Source organism: Candidatus Neomarinimicrobiota bacterium (assembly GCA_030743815.1).
GTDB lineage: Bacteria > Fidelibacterota > Marinisomatia > Marinisomatales > S15-B10 > UBA2146.
On record JASLRT010000069.1, the window covers coordinates 1 to 18,393 of the forward strand.

General features: G+C 50.7%; 9 protein-coding genes and 2 tRNA genes. 4 read left to right on the forward strand and 7 right to left on the reverse strand.

Annotated elements, in window-relative coordinates:
* From QF669_05635 to QF669_05655, 5 genes are all read right to left on the reverse strand, one after another.
* Positions 1 to 235, reverse strand: a 235-nt coding sequence (locus QF669_05635; protein ID MDP6456915.1) for a hypothetical protein, incomplete at its 3' end; no start/stop codon positions are given.
* 281 nt (positions 236 to 516) lie between these two features.
* Positions 517 to 604 (reverse strand) — tRNA-Ser (locus tag QF669_05640).
* 29 nt (positions 605 to 633) lie between these two features.
* Entirely contained in the window at positions 634 to 1,092 is a 459-nt protein-coding gene (locus QF669_05645) for a hypothetical protein (protein ID MDP6456916.1), read from the reverse strand.
* A 104-nt stretch (positions 1,093 to 1,196) separates the two neighbouring features.
* Complete coding sequence (locus tag QF669_05650) at positions 1,197 to 10,421, reverse strand: Ig-like domain-containing protein (protein ID MDP6456917.1); 9,225 nt, start codon at positions 10,419 to 10,421, stop codon at positions 1,197 to 1,199.
* A gap of 139 nt (positions 10,422 to 10,560) precedes the next feature.
* The gene (locus QF669_05655) at positions 10,561 to 11,358 is read right to left on the reverse strand and encodes an alpha/beta hydrolase (protein ID MDP6456918.1); all 798 of its coding nucleotides are present in this window, start codon (positions 11,356 to 11,358) and stop codon (positions 10,561 to 10,563) included.
* Positions 11,359 to 11,609: 251 nt separating this feature from the next.
* Between QF669_05655 and QF669_05660 the strand changes: the two genes are divergently transcribed.
* From QF669_05660 to QF669_05670, 3 genes are read left to right on the forward strand one after another with little or no spacing between them, the layout of a single operon-like run.
* Positions 11,610 to 12,602: a DUF5683 domain-containing protein gene (locus QF669_05660; protein MDP6456919.1), complete on the forward strand. Its 993-nt coding sequence runs from the start codon at positions 11,610 to 11,612 to the stop codon at positions 12,600 to 12,602.
* On the forward strand, positions 12,589 to 13,134 hold the full coding sequence (locus QF669_05665; GenBank protein ID MDP6456920.1) for a cohesin domain-containing protein: 546 nt from the start codon (positions 12,589 to 12,591) through the stop codon (positions 13,132 to 13,134). Before QF669_05660 ends, QF669_05665 begins: the two co-directional genes overlap by 14 nt.
* Complete coding sequence (locus QF669_05670; GenBank protein MDP6456921.1) at positions 13,124 to 16,030, forward strand: FlgD immunoglobulin-like domain containing protein; 2,907 nt, start codon at positions 13,124 to 13,126, stop codon at positions 16,028 to 16,030. The genes QF669_05665 and QF669_05670 overlap by 11 nt, the downstream gene beginning before the upstream one ends.
* 81 nt (positions 16,031 to 16,111) lie before the next feature.
* Here the strand turns inward: QF669_05670 and QF669_05675 are convergent.
* Both QF669_05675 and QF669_05680 read right to left on the reverse strand, forming a co-directional pair.
* Positions 16,112 to 16,185 (reverse strand) — tRNA-Met (locus QF669_05675).
* 24 nt (positions 16,186 to 16,209) lie between these two features.
* Complete coding sequence (locus tag QF669_05680) at positions 16,210 to 17,697, reverse strand: leucyl aminopeptidase (protein ID MDP6456922.1); 1,488 nt, start codon at positions 17,695 to 17,697, stop codon at positions 16,210 to 16,212.
* A gap of 362 nt (positions 17,698 to 18,059) precedes the next feature.
* Here QF669_05680 and QF669_05685 point away from each other — a divergent pair, with 362 nt between their 5' ends.
* Positions 18,060 to 18,251, forward strand: a complete 192-nt coding sequence (locus tag QF669_05685; GenBank protein MDP6456923.1) for a hypothetical protein — start codon at positions 18,060 to 18,062, stop codon at positions 18,249 to 18,251.
* Positions 18,252 to 18,393: the final 142 nt, after the last annotated feature.

The window sequence follows — 18,393 nt, forward strand, 5'->3', positions numbered from 1 at the left end:
GTCTTTGCTTGGTATCATTATCAAATTCATTTTTTAATAAATTATAACTACCAAAAAATACCACTCCAGCATCCGCTTTTGAATTAATGGTTTGATTGGATATAAAAATTTGTACTTTATGATAATATAGAATTCCAAAAGTGATATCAATTATTGTTAAAGCAAAAAGGATAATTGCGATTTTTTTCCAAGTCTTTAAATCTGGTGGGATAAAAAAAATCTTCAATTGCTTCATTTAATTTGGAGAGAGCTTTCTTTTAAATTTTCTTACTCTTTTAAGACCCTAAACTAATGATTGTAATCTATTCATCTCAACCCTACACACTTCTCGAAAAGTGATTTCGGCTGATGGATTCCGTTGAAAAGCATTATGTTGAATTTGGATAGTGATACGGGCAGTGTTTATCATCTGTGAATAACAGTGTTCCAAAGTTCTCAAAAGTACAAACTTAATACAACGATATAGTAATTTAACTATAGACGAAAAACCCTTTGCTAAGATGGGTCTCAGAGAAGCGGAGAGAGGGGGATTCGAACCCCCGTTACGGGGATACCGTAAACACGCTTTCCAAGCGTGCGCCTTCAGCCACTCGGCCATCTCTCCGATAATATGACACCCGTGAAAGCGTCTAATCAGTCGGACTTGGGCTCTTCGGCTTCCTCGGGCTCAGCTTCAGGTTCACCGTCAGTCACTTCTTCGGCAACAGCGTCTGTCACGGGTTCCTGAGATTCAGGCTCTTCAGCCTCAGCGGAAGCACCGTCAGCAGCCGGTTCATCATCCTCAGCGGATTCGTCATCAGGCTCGTCAGGGACCACCTCTTTGGCAGATTCCACTTCATCCACTGTTTCAGGTGCAGCCTCTACAGATTCCGCCGCAGTCACTTCTTCAACGACCGGTTCAGGTCCCTCCTCCAACTGCTTCAAATAGGCATCCAGACTCATGCCGGCGGGCACCTTGAGCAAACTCTCCTGGAATCGGGTCTGCCCCGTCTTCTCAGAAACTACAGATTTCACATACTTCACAACTCTGAACTGCTTTTCTTTTTTCAGCCCTCTCTTCGCCTTCTCAGCAAAACTCGTTCCCTTCGCCATTATCTCCTCCTGTAAGAGTTCATTATCTTCAGAAAATCGGATGCAAAGTTAACCTTTCCCATAACAATATTTAACGATTATGTGGCAGGAAACTCGAAGGAGGATTACGGAATATCTTCTTCGCTGTACTCAAATTCCATCAGGTCACCGTCAGTCCACGACTTCGGTTTTCTCTCGCCGGAGACGACTCTCATCTTGTTGTGACCTATGAATTCGAAGAGTGCGTACCGCTTGATGCCGGAATCGTATTTCAAGAGAAGTTCAAACGGTCTCTCGCCGAAATTGACAGCGTACTCGCCCGGCTCCTGTTCAGCAATGGACGTACCCATCAGAACGCCCTGCGCGAAACCTTTATCTCCGGTAAAGGACCAGACAGCCGTCAGAATCGCCCCTTTCCACAACCAATTTCCCTCAAGAAGTCTGATAATGTCGATACTCTGAACTGTCTGGCGTTTGCTCTCGTTGCCGGCTATGTCCTTCCCTTGAATGGCAAGAGTATATACGGTACCGATAAGCACCTTATCAGAACCGGGAGGTACAACCTCCGCATGATCTCCTTCCGTTAGATTCTCAGGCGACACTTTGAGTTCATGTGGCGATTCAGGATCTTCACTGCCCGCCTCTCTCGACCAGGTAAAGGTGATTTCAGACATTTCCTCACTGTTGGTCAGACCGAAGGGATCCATATAAACAACAGTCTGTTTGGCGGGAGACGCACGGGAAAGATCAATTTTTATCTTGGGCGCTGTTATATCGTAAGTAACGTCTGTGATCAAAACTTCTTCAGCCGGATTTCCCGCCGGATCTGTCCCTTCGAAAACGATATCATAAACTTTACCGTCCTCCAGTGAGGGCGCACTGGCAAGCTGAATATCCAGGTGACTCCCCCCTTCAAGCTCCCCACCTGATAGTGATTGAACCAGAGAAGCACCGCCGTCTTTCGGCGTCCAGCTGATGCTGCCGCTTTCCAGTGCTTCACTCAGTTCATACGAGACACGAGTGTGGTTGACCCAATCTGAATTCCCGGGCCCGGAGATGGTAAATACAGGCGGTACAGCGTCATATGAGATGGGGCCTGTCTCCGCGCCATCCGATTCGTTGCCTGCCATATCGCTCCCGGAAAAGGTTAACATATAGGTCGCACCACTCACGAGTTCGGTCATGTTGGCAAGAACGAACGCTTCGTGTGGCCCGGAGGTCAGTTCATCAGCGGTCAGCTCCACCGTATGTGGAGAATTCGGATCACTCGCACCACCACTTTGCCTCCAGACGGCCGTTCCTTTACTTAAAGCTTCACTTAATGTATAGCTGATTATCTCATTATTAACGAAAGAACCACTGGTGGGAGATACCTCTGTAAACTGTGGCGGCGTCACGTCATAAGTGATCATGGCTACTGTCACATCTGCGGTCTGATTACCGGCAAAGTCAACACCGGAAAGGGTCAGCTTATAGACAGCACCGTCAGTGAGGGGATTCTGGTTGGCAAGTGCAATCGTTGGGTGATCACCCTGGGCAAGTTCAAGATCGGTCAGTAGCACTTCATGAGGTGATTGGGAATCGGTATTTCCGGCGGTCTGAGTCCAGGTTACTTTCCCTTCAGCCAGCGTTTCGCTCAGAGAATAAGATACGAGCAACTCATTCAAAATGGATTCAGCCGCCGGCAATTCGAGAGAGGCGACCGGCGGAGTGACATCATAGAAAATTCCAGTCACGGCAACAGAGGTGCCCTCATTGCCGGCCATATCTGCGCCGCTTATCTCAATCGTATAGCTGGCCCCGTCGGCAAGTACCGGTGCGTTGGACAGAAGCACATCACTATGATCTCCCGATGTCAATTCGTCACCTGACAGCTCGATGGTGTGAGGCGAGCCGGGATCGTCGCTGCCCGATTCTCTCGTCCAGGTAAGTGTGCCGCTGGCAAGTTTTTCCGAGAAAGTATATGACAACCTGGGTTCTCTGATAGCGGTTTTGCCGCCCGGGATCTCCAATGTGAAGACCGGCTTCTCTGAATCGAATGTCACCGATTCGATGGCCATGCCGGAAGCTTTATTCTGCGCCGCGTCCTTACCGTCAAAGCTGATGCTATAGACAGCACCGCTCATCAGAACCGGCGCCGGGGAAAGTGTAATCTGCTGGTGATCGCCAGCTTCAAGTTCGTTCCCGCTGAGAAGCACTTCATGAGGAGAACCGGAATCCTCGGCCCCTCCCGTTCTTGTCCATCTGACCGTCCCTTCCGCCAGAGGTTCACTCAACGAATACGACAGTGCGCTGGTGCTCACTATGCCCGACGGCGCCGGGGAATTGGCCACGATAACAGGTGGAGTCACATCGAATATTACGTTATCAACCAATACGGAATCAGCGGCATTGCCTGCCTTATCTTCGCCGCTGAGCATTACACTGTAGACCGAACCGTCCATCAGCTTCGCTGCTTTCGCGAGCATGACATCCACACGGCTGCCCGCCTGCCTCTCCTCCAGGGAGAGTTTTGAACGGTGCGGTGATGCGGGATCTTCAGCACCGGCAGTTCTCATCCAGGTAAACGCCCCCGATTTCAGCTCCTCGCTCAGTTCGTAACTGACAGTAAGGTAATTCACCGCCTCACCTGCCGACGGCGATGAAAGGGTAATAACCGGATTGGTTACGTCGTAGGAAATCTCCGAAATGAGGACGCCTTCAGCTTCGTTCCCGGCGGGATCGATCCCTTGAAAGGCGACATCGTAGACAGCGCCATCCTGCAGAGAAGGAGCGGAAGCCAGTTCAATATCGGCATGTTCACCGGCCAACAGTTCGTCACCCGTCAGCGCTATCTCGTGAGGAGAACCACCATCAGCCGTACCGCCGATCTGCGTCCATGTGACTGTGCCGGACGCCAGCGGTTCAGAATTCGTATAGCTGACACGCACACTATTTGTGAAGGATACGGCCTCAGGGCTCGCTACCGTAAGAACCGGCGCAATATCATCAAATGTAAGTGATGTCACCGTAACTGCCTCTCCTGTATTGCCTGCCAGATCTGTCGCCTTGAAAGACAGCGAATAGACGGCGTCGTTCACCAGGTTTACCGCTTCAGCCGGCGAGACATCCAGGTGGCTTCCTGCTACCAATTCGGGACCGCTTAGAGAAATCGGATGAGGTGCTCCCGGATCTGCTTCGCCGCCGGTCCGGGCCCACGTCACTGTCGCTTCTTTGAGATTTTCGTTCACATCAAAAGAAAAGATGGGCTCTCTGATGTAACTGTCGCTCGTCGGAAAAGAGACTGTATAGACTGGAGGTGCTACATCGAAACGAACATCCGCTATCGTGACAGCTTCGGCCTCGTTTCCTGCTCTGTCCCGTCCACGGAATTCAACCAGATATCCGGCACCGTCCTGGAGCGTAAACGGGTGGCTCAGGGCTATGTCCAGATGCTCGCCTTGAGTCATCTCTTCCTCAATCAATTCAATAATGTGCGGCGCCGCCTGATCGAGTGAGCCGTCAACTCTCGTCCACGTCACCGCTCCCCACACCAACGCTTCGCTCAGAGAGTATGATAATCTCGTATTATCAATAAAAGAATTGTCTTCGGGAGAGATAGCACTTATAACCGGCGGCTCCTTGTCGAATGTGACGTTCTCAATCACGATGTCCTCAGATGAATTGCCGGCAAAATCAAGACCGGAAAAAGTGACAGAATATAGAGCGCCACTCACCAGTTCTGGGGCGTCAGTCAGAGTCCATTCTTGATGATCTCCCATTTCCAGTTCATTCAGTGACAGTATGGAGGTGTGGGGAGTTCCTGTGTCCTGCGTGCCCGATTCCCATTTCCATGTAATTTTTCCTTCTTTGATCGACTCAGACAGCGAATAGGTAACCATCGGCGCCCCGATAAAATCACCGTGGACCGGTGCCGTAACAGCGAAAACCGGTGGCGTCGTATCGTAGGCGATATTCTCAATCGAAACAGTGTCAGATACATTGCCGGCAAAATCCTTGCCCACGACCGTAATGGTATAGATGGATCCGTCACTCAGAGTGGGCGCATATTCCAGCGTAATGTCCGCGTGATCACCGACCGCTATTTCACCCTTGAACAGGGGAATCTCATGTGGTGAGTTGGCATCGGCGGTTCCGCCGCTCTGTTTCCAAGTTACGGTGCCTTCAGCTAACTCTTCGCTGAGAGAGTACGTGACACGGTTGTGGTTCACTGTTTCATCGGCAGCCGGAGATGCCAGTGCAATGACCGGCGGCGTCGCATCAAACTTTACACCCGTGATTTCGATGGTCTCGGCACTATTGCCGGCTCGATCCCGACCGTTGAACTGAATCGTATAAATAGCACCGTCCACCAGCTCCGGCACTGCAGCGAGTTGACCGTCGTGAGGCCCGTCAACCAATTCCTGATCTAACATCACCAGTTCGTGAGGAGAGTCAGGATCAGGATTTCCTGCGCTTCGAATCCACGTGACAGTCCCGCTGGCAAGATCTTCTTCCAAGCTGTAGGCAATACGCGAATCGGCAATAAAAGCTCCTGTTGCCGGAAATTCCACCTGGAATTCTGGTACTCGTACATCGTATGAGACTTCTGAGACAGAGACTGTATCGGACCGATTGCCAGCTGCATCGACCCCTTCCACGGAGATTCTATAGACGCTGCCGTCCTTAAGGATCAGCGCATCAGTCAATGTTAAATCTGTATGTGCACCGCCGCCCCTCTCTCCTTCCGCCAAGGTTACTACATGGGGTGATCTTGGATCAGTCTCACCGGCGATCCGCGTCCAGATGACTGACCCTTCGGCAATGATTTCGCTCAGTTCGTAGGAGATGCGCGTATGGTTCACATATGAGCTGTCGGACGGCGAGAGTCCTGAAATGGCGGGCGGCGTCACATCATAAGAAATGCCCTGAATAACCGTCGGCTCCGACCTGTTCCCAGCTCGATCTATCCCCTGATAGGCAAGCGAATAGATCGTTCCGTCTGAGAGAGACGGCATCTCGCTGACAGCAAGTTCCTCATGTTCTCCCGCCGTCAACTGATCACCGGACAACCTAGAAGAGTGAGGTGATTTACCGTCGAAACCTCCCCCCGATCGCTCCCAAGTCACAGCCCCTTCGATAATATCTTCGCTCAGTGAATACGATTGCGCGGCTGAAGAGATAAAACTGTTCGGTTCCGGTGAAATGACAGCAAAGACGGGACTCGTAACATCGTAGGTAATCGAGTCGATGCGCACCGTATCGGCGATATTGCCCGCCACGTCCGAACCGCCAATTCTGAGCGTATAGACAGCACCGTCTACCAAAATAGGCGACTCCTCCAGCCTGCTTTCTGGAAAAGTCCCCGACTGAAGTTCAATCCCGCCGAGCGATGAGATGTGAGGCGTATTAGGATCTTCGGTACCACCAATTCTGGTCCAGATAAATGTCCCCTCCAGCATATTTTCACTTATCCAGTACGAAACCTTTGGATCGTTGATGAATGATCCGGATGCAGGCGTCACATCGGAAATAAAGGGTGCTGTAGCATCAAATGTGACATCGGCAATGGTGACCGAATCCGCCTCATTCCCGGCATGATCCTTACCTGAAAAGGTGATGGTGTAGGTCGTCCCCTCGCTCAATTGTGGCGCGGCCGTAAGTTCAACCTCGAAATGTTCTCCTGCTTTCAGCTCTTCGTCGACCAGTGATTGAACATGCGGCGAATTCTTGTCCAGTGTACCTCTAACCTGCTCCCACGTAATACTCCCCTCGCCCAGATCCTCAGAGACACTATAGCTCACGTGCGAATCGGCAACGTAGATTTCGATCTTCGGCCACGCTACTTCAATGACGGGCGCTATGACGTCATAGAATACATTTTCCATGACCAAGGTGTCCGATATATTCTGCGCCGCATCCTGTCCCACAAAGGAAATAGTGTAGACAGCCCCGTCCTGAAGCGACGGAGTCTGCTGGAGCACTACGGCATCGTGGCGACCACCCAGCAGTTCATCTCCGGTCAGCTGCGCCACATGTGGCGAGCGCGCATCTTCTGCTCCGCCGACATGCCGCCAGACGATTGACCCCTCATCGATGTTCTCGCTAAGATTGTAGCTGAGAGCAGACGAATTCATGAATCCGTTGCTGGACGGCTTGACATCTGAGAAGACAGGTGCGGTGGCATCAAAGAGAATGCCCTGAAGCGGCGTAGATATAGATTCGTTGCCGGCCCTGTCGCGCCCCTTCAAATAGACAGAATAGACGGCACCTTCCACGAGAGAGGGAGGTGGTGATACGAGAGCGGCGGTGGCATGTTCACCGCTGTTCAGTTCGCCGTCCGTCAGGATCTGCGTATGTGTGCCCACTTCATCCTCACTGCCGGCAGACCGCTCCCAGACGACGCTCCCCTCGTTCAGTTGCTCCGAGACTATGAATCCGACGTCGAAATTCCGCACCGGCATAGCCGCCACAGGATAGGTCATCTCAAATCTGGGCGGCGTATTATCGAAAACGATTTCCGTCACCATGACCGTATCTGAACTGTTCCCAGCGCTATCCTGACCAATGAACTGAATGTCATAAGTGGCGCCATCCACGAGAAAAGGTGCATTAACCAGGGCGGAGTCTCCGTGGTCTCCCACAGCCAATTCCGTCCCTATAAGTTCCACAGCATGCGGCGAAGACGGATCCTCTTTCCCGTCCTGCCTGGTCCAGATCATGGAGGCACTCTTAAGCGGTTCATCAACGCTGTAGCGGACGCCCGCAGAATTCACCTCAGTCGCTGCCAAAGGTGACGCTAAATTCATAACAGGCGGTACGTCATCGTACCTCACCCCTTCAGCCACCACCGGAGACGACTGCTTACCGCTCAAATCAGTCCCCTCAAGTGTAACCGAATAGATTGCCCCGGAAACGAGCTCAGGCGCCTGCGCCAGGAGGAGGCTGTCGTGTGATCCCGCCTGGAGTTCATCAGCGGCAAAGTGAGCGGTATGCGGCGCGTTATCATCAATCTCACCACCGGTCCGGGTCCACGTGGCAGTCGCCTTGTTCAAAAGTTCACTTATCGAATAACTGATCTGTGCCGTCGAAACGTGCCCGCGCGACTGAGGATACGCCAGCTGAATTTGCGGCGGAGTGACATCGTAAATAATCTGTCTGCTGACCGTACCGCGAGATGGATTGCCGGCGCGATCAAGACCCATGAATGTCACCTCATATACCGACCCTTCCTTAAGGGGTAGCGCTTCCGGCGGAGAGACGGATTTGTGCACCCCCATGTTCATGCCGTCCGCGGACAGTTCAACCATATATGGCGAATCCGGATCGAGGTCACCACTGACCTGAGTCCACATGACGGCACCCTGAATAATGTCTTCACTGAGATGGTAGGTGACAGCGTCTGAAGCAATGAAAGAGCTGTCGCCGGGTACAATCTGGGAAAAGGCGGGTGGTGTGATATCAAATTCCACGTTGTCCACTTCAACCGGTGTCGCCTCATTGCCGGCCAGATCACGTGCCGTCAGCCGGACGATATACCTGGCGCCGTCCCGCAGACTTAACTGCATTTGAGGATCGTCAAGCCGGTGGTCGCCTGAGGATAGATTCTCCTCCGCCAGCCGCAGATTGACATGGGCGGTATCCAGCGCTTCCTTCCCGATCTCGTACCACTCAAGTTCAGCCGAGGCCATCTCTTCAGTGAAGCTGTAAATGACTTCTCCCTGCCTGACAGCGGACTCGGCCAGCGGAAGTAAAACAGCCACCTTGGGAGGTCGACGATCGTGTGCTACTCGGGCAATATTTACTGTATCAGAGAGATTGCCGGCCAGATCAACTCCGTGAACCGTGATGTCGTAGACCGCCCCATCTGCAAGAGGCGGCGCATTTACTAACTGAATGTACTGATGTTTGCCTTCATGCTTTTCTTCCCCCTCCAGTTTGACGTGATGCGGGGCCAGCGAATCAGGCTCACCGCCTACGTGCCGCCAGACCGTTTCTCCACTGTACAATTCTTCGCTGAGTGTATAGCTGACCACCGAACTGTTGACGAAGCCACCGCTATCAGGAAGCTGCCACGCGATGACCGGTGCTGTTGTATCGTAAGAGACACCGGAGACAGTGAGGAAAGGCCCGGGATTGCCGGCAATATCTTTACCTTGAAAGAGGATGCCGTAAACCGTCCCCTCCTTCAGCTGAACATCCTCGCCAAAACTGATCTCTTCATGTTTCCCCGCTTTTAGAATCCCTGCCGAAAGTCCCACAACATAGGGCACGTCAGCATCACGCATACCCCTCTCCCATACCCACAAGACTTCTGCCTCAGCCAGTGATTCATCAAGCACATATGAAATCCGCGGGTGAGAAACAAAGAGATCGGCATCCACCGTATAGGTTGGCGGTGTGGTGTCAAAAGGAACACTGTTCAGAACGATATCAGCGGCCTGGTAGCCACTCTCACCTTCACCTGAAAAAGTGACGCGGTAAATGGCGCTGTCTAAGAGTGTCGGTGCATTCCGCGGCGAAACCGTCAGGTGTTCACCCCTGGTAGACTCTTCAAATATAAGCGGCATAACATAAGGTGCCACTGTGTCTGTCTTACCTCCAACCCAGTCCCACCGGATGGTGGCGTTAATAACACCCTCTTTAAGCGAATAGGAGAGTGTTGGGCTGTTCACTGCCAGTGAATCTTCAGGATAGATGACCGTTATCACAGGTGCCCTTCCGTCAGCAGCAACCGTCATGTGATTGATCAGTGTCAAGGTGGAATCGTACTCCCAGACGTCGGTTGTACCGCTCTCGGCATCGTAATCTTTAACATACCTTTTGACTACTCTTTCCGCCGGCATGGATATCCAGTCCTCCTGCCTCAGGCGCCCGTTATCATCATAATTCATCTCAATGACGCCGTAGAGGAAACGGTTAACGTCGAAAAAACGGTAGACCTTTGGTTTGCCGTCAGCCAGATATTCAACGGAGGTGAAGCGGTCATCGAAATCCTGAATACGCCGCACACCGTAAGTGTGACGAATGAACTTTTCGGACATCTTCTCCTGTGCGCCAAATTGGGTATAGGTTACCAGTGTACTGTCGGCGCTAAAAACTGAGATTTGATTCAAGACACCTAAAGTGGTATCGTACTCAAAGCGCTCAAAACGATCGAGTTTGTTTTTGCGCACAAAGTAATATTTACCAACCACATTACCGTCATAGTCAAAACGGACTTCGAGATAAGACTTCCACCCCACCTTCCTTTCTGGCAGCTCTATGCCACGACGGAAGTCATCTTCAGTACGGTATAAACGGACGTCTCCGTCCGCACTTGCCAGAGAAGAAATATGAAAAATTAAGAATATGACGGAGAGTCTTACCACGAGTAGAGTTTAATGCGCACCGCTTAGAGAGTCAAAGATAAACGATAACGAATGATGGGTGATGGGCGTTGGTTGATGGAAAACTTGAGGTGATGGATGGACCGTTCTTCTGTTTCAGTAATTACCATCACTCCACCGGCTAAGGTTTATGGGGAATACCGAGGTATTCATCAATTACCCAGTTGACGGACCAGTTATGTCCGAGGCGCTGCCCGTCCATGGTAGCGGGCAGGCGGGTTACTGTACTAGTGGGAAACAGCACCTCTTGTGGATCAAACTTAAAGCGGCGAAAGGCGTTATCGAGCAGGTGCTGCGTCCGCCACTGGAAGTGAGATACTCCTTTCTCCCACGGTAGGAATAGAACTTCGCCATCTGGTCCGGTGGAGAGAGAACAGCTCTTGAAGAGGCGCGAGTAGCCGCGAAGGGGGGCCGCGATCGAATGTACTTCTATAGGAATATTGAGATGCAGAAGAGCAGCACAGAAAGTGACAACCAATCCGCCGTAGCTGTGGCCGAACAGCACCACTTTTTCCGTTCCGAGAGAAAGACCGACGAGGGAATCGATAGATGCTGACAGGAGTACTGCGGCACTATCAGGGCATGTCTGCCAATCGTAGCGGTAAAAGTAAGTGTGATTGTACACCTGAGCGAGTTTTGACACAGATGCCACCCACTCGTACCCTTCTGACTCGAAGCCGTGAACCGCAACGTGGAGAACGGTCTGGATCAGGGAAGTGTCCGCCGTAATTCGCGTAAAGCCGTAGGGCTGTGAAATCAGTTTCTGTCCAGACGCCTTCACCTGCTCCCCAGCCGGCAGATCCTGTACGCGAATGGAGGATACAAAAAGAGTGTCAGCTTGCACTGAAAGAGAGAAGGCCAGCTGGATAAGCAGAAACTCCAACCTACACCACTTTAACAGTATTAAGATGATTTTCACACTTCTACCCCTCGGATCGAACCAGTGAAAGTTTATGCAACAGAGATGAAGAATACTCTCGAAAAATGAATCTAAGCAACATTCATGGATGGCCGCCTGTCATAAACGACTCTATCACCTTGCCCCACTTCCCTCTCTCCTTTCTCGGATTGCCACAGGATCATATTTACCTTTTCCGTTGCGAATTCGATATGCCATTGTAAATTAATTTTATCGCTTTCTTAACCTTATCGAACGAGAATCTGAAATCATTGAAACAGGATAGTACAACAATTCGCTTAACTATCGTTCTGGTTACTTTTGTCTCACTTCTATCTTCCCAGGAAGATAACGGAACGGCCGCCGTCCTCGATCTTGTCCCTCGCGGTATCACCGAAAAACAGAGCGGCGTCTTGACAAAGATCTTCAGAAAAAACATCGCAGACATCGGTAAAGTGGAACTGATAGATCGAGAAAAAATGATCCAGCTCCTTGCCACTGAAGGGACTCTGCCGAGTTGGTGCGCCGCCGAGTGGTGCGCAGTGGAAGTAGGCCGTCTGTTGAGCACGGAAAAGGCTGTCGCCGGCTATGTGGAGAAGGAAGGGACACGTTTCTCGCTGGGCGGAATATTGGTGGCTTCCGAATCCGGGGATGTCATCAGTACGACGACAATCGAATTTGTGGGAGAGATGGAAAGTCTGCTCACTGAAGTGAAAGTACTCGCCTATCAACTGTTCGAGACGGCGCTGCCGCCTGACCTTCAATCGAAGCACGACGAAATTATGCGGCATTCCGAGGATCTGCAGGGCATCACCGCCGCCAGAAAACGGACGACCGCTGTCATCAGATCAGCCATTTTCCCCGGACTTGGACAGCTCTACCTAGAGAAGAAATTGCTCGGCTTCGGTTTTCTGGCAACACAAATGGCCCTGGGAGGAGCAATCTATTCAGAATATTCAACCTATAAAACTTCATACGATGAAACGGATAATTTTTATCAACTTTATCAAGAAGAGACAAACGTCGATTCGATCCTTCAATATAAGGACGATGCAAAAGTATCGTTCAGGCAGGCGGAGACGGCGATTCAGCAACGGAAGACATTCACCAATGTGGCGCTGATCTTCTGGCTGGGAAATATCTATCACGCTTACAGGTCCGTCACCATTCCCGACACCGCTGAATCTAAGTCGCCTCTCCTCAAGCTCTACTTTGATCACAGAGCTGGCGGCGTGGGACTGGGAGTAGCCATTGCGCTGGATTAGACTCTACACTGTTCTACTTATCGTTCTTGTTGCCGGGTGTGAAAAACTGCCGACGCTGGACTGGGTTAATCCTCTCGACCTTGAAGTAGCAGCTGCTGACTCTGTTGATATGCCGGCCCTCGTCTTCTTCCCTGACAGTATAGTGGTTGAGACAGGCAGCAGTGTACAATTACAGGTCTTCGCCATGGAAGTGGACAGTTTGAGCGGCGCTCATATCCAGATAAGCTATGAACAGGAAAAAATGTCCTTATTATCGGCGACAGTCGGAGACTTCTTCCAGGCTGCGAATGAACCCATGTTCTTCTTCAATGATGACACAACCTATGGTATTCTTGATATCTATACGATAAGTGTGGGCACCGATACTCTCAGGGAAGTTTCCGGTACAGGCAACCTGGCCTATCTGGAATTTCAAACCCTGGCTTCGGGAAAACTGATACTTGAATATACTGATGAATCTGAGCTGGTTGATGCAGACGATAATCAAATCGAAATCCAAACGCTCCTTAAGGGTATCATCAATGCGGAATAGACAGAACACGTTTAGGTTTCTTCTCGCTGTTTCAATTCTCTCACAAACTTTGTCTGCTCAGGTACCGACAATCGATTCTGTATCCTCCAGCAGTGCCAACGGCATTTACGCACCATGGAATAAGCTGAACCAGGAGTTTGTAACAGGCACAGTTGATTCGGTCATCAATATCACAATATATTTTTCTGAAGCTGTCTATTTATCTGATGGGATACTCAAAATCTGGTTAAATGTTGGCCCCACAAGTCGAAATGTGGATATAGATGTTCTCAGCGGTCTCGATTCCGCTTTAACATCGTACACTGTCCAGAATGACGATTTTGCTAGTGATCTCTCGGTCAGCTCTGTCTCTTTAGTAGGAGACGGTGCTACATTAAAGGATAGCGACGGAAACATGATTGCGAGCTATTCCATTCCTGCTGGAGGGAATTTGAGCGATCTTAAGGACATCATACTCGATGGGAAGCCGCCGTCAGCACCAACAGGCGTTACCGCATCACCGGGAGATCAGACGGTTCTCGTTTCCTGGGATAAGAGCAGTGAGACCGATATAGGCACCGCACGACTGGACCCCAGAAAACCGGCATACTACGTTTACGGAAGGGTCATAGATGAAGAAGCAACCGCGTTGGCAAAAACAATCCTATCTGCCAACGTCACAAGTACGCTTGAGGACCCCATCTCTGGTCTCAATAACGATCTTGAATACTGTTATAAAGTAACCGCCATAGATACTCTGGGAAATGAGGGTGAATATTCTGACGAAATATGTGTCACACCGTTCCACCCGCCTGAAGCAGGGACTATTTTGGACGGCTTGTCACTCAGTGACTCGATAGATCACCGTTGGACAAATTCTCCTACTACACTATTCGCAACCTGGGAAAAGTTTGAAGATGATATCTATGCAAATGCCGCAAACTATCCTACCTATGAATACTGTGTTGGACTTAACGCCATGAATGATATTCGTGACTGGACTTATATAGGTCTGGATACTACAGTAATGGTAACCGGCCTTGATCTTATCGAGGGATATACCTACAAAATCAGTGCACGGGGTACAGATGTTACTCTAAAGTCGGATACAACCACAACGGATGGAATAACAATTGATTTAACTCCGCCTGAGATCGGAAGCGTAACCGATGGGCTTACCGCCGATTTAATTTTTACCAATGAAACAGATTCCCTGACGGTCTACTGGTCGGACTTTGTCGACTCCCTCAGCGGAACAGAGTACTATCGCTATACCGTCAGCGATACAGCGGGGCTTGCTGAAGAAGCTAAGTGGGATACTACTTCCAACACATCTGTCACCCACGATTCGACCTATCACCACGGGAACAGCTACTTTTTCTCTGTCACCGCAATAGACAGCTCCGGCAACATTTCTGAAATCTCTACCAGCAACGGCGTTACAATAGATACTATTCCACCACTGCCCGGAATCGTTCAGGATGGGTTGACTGAAGAATTGAACTGGACCACTGACTCCACCTATTTGGCGTCCATCTGGATGGGATTTTCCGATGATTTGAGTGGTCTGGATACCTTTCAGTATGCCATCGGGACAGCAGCTGGTGATTCGAATTTTGTCACCTGGACCGGTACCGAGACGGATACCTCTTTCACGAGAAGCAATTTGTCCCTGTTAGATGCGATTACCTATTACGTCTCCGTCAGGGCTTTCGACATCGCCGGCAACCGATCGAACACAGCCTCAAGTAGCGGCGTCACCGTCGACCTGACGCCTCCTTCAATCCTGGATATTTCACCGGACAGCACCACCTTCATCAAACTAATGGACACCACAAAACTTCAGATCGCTTTCTCTGAAGAGATAGCTGCCCTGAATACAGAAATAGTTTCTCAATTCGGAGATTCGGTAAACTTTTTTATCAGCGACTCTGGCGACACTGCAATCCTTCATCTTCTTCCACCGCTGATAAGCCTCGACACGCTCAAAATCCAGCTGAAGAATATCACCGATTTGAGAGGGCTCGTACGCGATTCTTTAACTTACGAATACTACACCGGTCTGCTGGCCGATTTCAATGACGATCTGGAAGTTGACGTGTCAGATATGACCAGCTTCATTTCTCAATGGCCGGGGATCGATATCGGTCCTGTCTCGGGAACAATCCCTCACTTCAAGCCTGAAATGGACGGCACCACCGATCTGAGGGACGGCATGGCCTTCGCCCGCATGTGGCGCTGGTCACAGGAAAAGAGTGATTCCCTATTTAGATTCTATCTTCCTTTGGGTGATGAGCTCAGTGTAGAACACGACGACAGAACGCTTATCCTTCCGCTTCCGGAAGGGACTTTATCCGGCAGGATCGCCCTGCGAACAGCTGGTGTCAAGGATCACATTCGCCATCTTGAACAGGATGGTGTAACCGCGGATGGAATAATCCTTACTCACTCCAGCACGGAAGACAACATATTGCTGCTTACGGTAGGATACATCCTTGAACGTCAAAACAGAAAGCTGTCATTTGCCATGCCGCAAACATATAGTTCAACCCCAATCGAACTGAGCTATATTTTCTATTCAAAGGGGGGCGATATCATTTCCATGGGAACACGGGATGTCAGCGCTCCTCTAATCCCGGCCACATTTGCCCTGCATCAGAACTACCCCAATCCGTTCAATCCGCTCACGACAATCCGATATGACTTACCACACGATTCTCACGTGGAGATCATCATTTACGACGTTCTAGGACGCCAAGTGAGGACTCTGGTGAACAAGCAAGTGTCAGCAGGATATCACTCCGTCGTGTGGGGTGGGAAGAGTGACTTCGGGATACCTTTAGGTTCAGGGCTCTATCTTTATCGGATTCAGACGGAACAGTTCGGTCAAGTGCGTAAAATGTTTCTCCTGAAATAAACCACCGCCAAGACCTTAAAAAGGCTCGTCAACCATTTCAAGATTCTCTGTTAATTGAGATCATTCTTGAAGCTGAATCTGTAGCGGAGGAGGGACTTGAACCCCCGACACGCGGATTATGATTCCGCTGCTCTAACCAACTGAGCTACTCCGCCAAATTGGGCGGCGAAATCTACTTCTCACCCAAGAATATTCAAAAGCTCCAGTGACAGCCTGATTCCCACTCCCGATGGACCGGCCGGCATATACGGCTGATCCTTGTCGCGCCAGGCCGTCCCGGCAATATCGACATGGGCCCACGGCGTCTCTCCTACAAACTCCTTCAGGAAGGCGCCGCCCGCGATCGTTCCGGCCTGACGAGGAGCACCAAGATTCTTCACGTCGGCGATTTTGCTCTTAATATCATCGCAATACTCATCCCACAGCGGCAACGGCCACACCTTCTCGCCAGATGCTTCTGCTGCCTTACGGATCGCGTCTATCAATTTCTCGTCGTTTCCCATGACGCCGCTGGCCACGTGACCGAGAGCAATTATTACAGCACCGGTTAGAGTTGCGAAGTTAACCATGTAACGAGGATCATGTTTCTGCGACACATAGGCGAGGGCATCGGCCAGGACGAGACGCCCTTCCGCATCAGTGTTTAGGATTTCGATGGTCTTTCCGTTGTAGGCCCGGACGATGTCTCCCGGTTTTGTGGCATGGCCGCCCGGCATGTTTTCTGTAGCCGCGATGGCACCCACGATATTCACTTTTGGCTTCAATCGACCCACCGCTTGCATGATGCCTAGGACTGTTGCGGCGCCGCACATATCAAACTTCATTTCATCCATCTTGCTGGAAGGCTTGATGGAGATACCACCGGTATCGAAAGTAATCCCTTTACCGACGAAAGCGAACGGCTTCTCCCCCTTCTTGCCGCCGCTATACTGAATCAGGATGAACTTCGGCGGTTCGTCGGCCCCTCTTGCCACCGATGCAAATGCACCCATCCCCATCTGTGTAAATTGATCCCGCCCCATCACTTTGCATCTCATTCCGGATGATCTCGCAATCCTGCGCGCCTCGGTCACAAGCCTCGCAGGGGTAGCCACATTACTGGGGTGATTGGCCAAATCACGGGCAAAACAGACCGCCTCAGCCACCGCCCGGCCGCGTTCCACGCCGACTCTGCTGGCACCATTGATGAGGGTTATCCTGTTCATCACTGTGGCATCTTCCGTATCGCTCTTGTAATCAAGAAATCTGTAAGAGCCTAATATGAGACCCTCTACCCAGGCTTGAGATACCTCAGCCGCCGCTGACTTCAGAGCGTCGCCACCCGGAACTTCAGACGCCATCGTATCGATCTTGCTTGCTTGGACCGTCTTCACTGCTGTCCCGGCCGCCTGGCGCAGTCTGTCCAACGTGAAGTCCTCCCTTTTTCCCAGTCCCACGAGCAAGATCCGGTTTGCAGGTTTTCCCGGGAAGATAGACAGAGTCTTTCCCGCCTTGCCTTCAAAGTCGCCTATCTCAATCCTCTGTGAAAGTGCACCAGCAGCCGCTTCGTCAATGTTCTTATGAAAATCAGACAGCTCACCATCCTCGAACAGACCGAGAACCAGCACCTCCGGTGACAACGAGTCCAGACTTCGTCGTGTAATCTGAATCCTTTTCACATAAGCCATAACTAAATCTCCTTTCCTCAATTGCAGGGATGGAAAGTTAGTTCAATTCCAAGAAAAGAGAAATGGGGAAAGGGGCTCTGGAATAGAACGTGGAGCTCAGTGCTAAAACTGGTGAAGTTGTAACTGGTGAGTGGCAGCTGGTAGAGCGGCGGAGTGGCCCATCTACTCCCGAAGCTTAGGGATACGATGCATAAATAGCGGACATCGGACTTGACTCAAGTCTTGGCGATGGTTCGGAGAAGAATCACAGCGCTTCGACTGTCAGAAAAATTCCAATTGTTCTTGCAACTTGATATAGGAGTTCTTAACTTATATACGCCTTATGTACGCACCCTCACAAGAATGAGACTCAGAGACTGACAATGGAGCACCTGATACTGGAGAATACCGAGGAGAACACACCTTTTTTCTTCCTTCAGATACTGAAATGTCCGCGTTGCGGACAATCGTGGTCCGCTGACTACTCAGACTATCGCTGGATGCGGGATGATGACGCTGTCGTCTGCTGCTGCGGAACAGTCATGTGTCACGTGGACGATCTGAAAGAAGACTAGAGCGCCTCACAGCAATATCGATATTTACGTCAGTGCCGGCGAGGGTTGCCGGTCTCAACAATCACGAGAGCTCCCGTTCTATAACCATTGCCTTGAGTTCGCAATGTTGCTACCTTCAATCAAGTATCTTCAAGTCTTACCT

Coding starts and splice junctions, on each gene's coding strand:
- QF669_05685 (MDP6456923.1), top strand. CDS start 18,060: ATGGAGCACCTGATACTGGAGAATACCGAGGAGAACACACCTTTTTTC.
- QF669_05645 (MDP6456916.1), bottom strand. CDS start 1,092: ATGGCGAAGGGAACGAGTTTTGCTGAGAAGGCGAAGAGAGGGCTGAAA.
- QF669_05680 (MDP6456922.1), bottom strand. CDS start 17,697: ATGGCTTATGTGAAAAGGATTCAGATTACACGACGAAGTCTGGACTCG.
- QF669_05670 (MDP6456921.1), top strand. CDS start 13,124: ATGCGGAATAGACAGAACACGTTTAGGTTTCTTCTCGCTGTTTCAATT.